This is a genomic window from Bordetella petrii (assembly GCF_017356245.1).
In the GTDB taxonomy this organism is placed as follows: Bacteria; Pseudomonadota; Gammaproteobacteria; order Burkholderiales; family Burkholderiaceae_B; genus Bordetella_A; species Bordetella_A petrii_D.
Genome location: NZ_JAFMZZ010000010.1, coordinates 1 through 545, shown reverse-complemented (window position 1 = coordinate 545; position 545 = coordinate 1). Strand labels below are relative to the sequence as shown.

At 66.8% G+C, this 545-nt stretch carries 1 protein-coding gene; it reads left to right on the top strand.

Translation table 11 applies throughout. The features are described 5' to 3' along the window. A partial coding sequence (locus tag J2P76_RS23520; RefSeq protein ID WP_207410706.1) for a VCBS domain-containing protein occupies positions 1-545 on the top strand: 545 nt, incomplete at both ends.

The window sequence follows — 545 nt, the reverse complement described above, 5'->3', positions numbered from 1 at the left end:
CAGCTGCGCGCGGGCCAGTCGCTGCAGGAAACCTATACCTACACCGTCCAGGATCTGGCCGGGCTGACGCATACGGCCACGCTGACCATCACCATCGCCGGCAGCTACGACGCGCCGCAGGCGCAGGACGATACGGACGCGGCCACGCCGGCCACGGCGATCTCGCCGGCGGTCGATGCCACGGGCTCGGTGCTGGCCAACGATACCGATGTGGATGCGGGCGACACCCAGGCGGTCGACGGCATCCGGGCGGGTTCGGGCAGCGACGGATTCACGGAAATTGGCGATGGGGCCACGCAGCGTATCGATGGCCTGTACGGCTGGCTGGATATCGCCGCCGACGGCACCTATACCTACCATGCCGACGAAACCAATGCAGCGGTGGCAGCCTTGGCGGCCGGCGAGCAGCTGCAGGATGTCTTCACCTACCGCGTCATCGATGGCGGTGGACTGACGGACCAGGCCGAACTGCGAATCACCATCAATGGGGCCAACGATATCCCGACAGCCAACGATGATGCCGCCGATGCGGTCGAAGCCGGCGG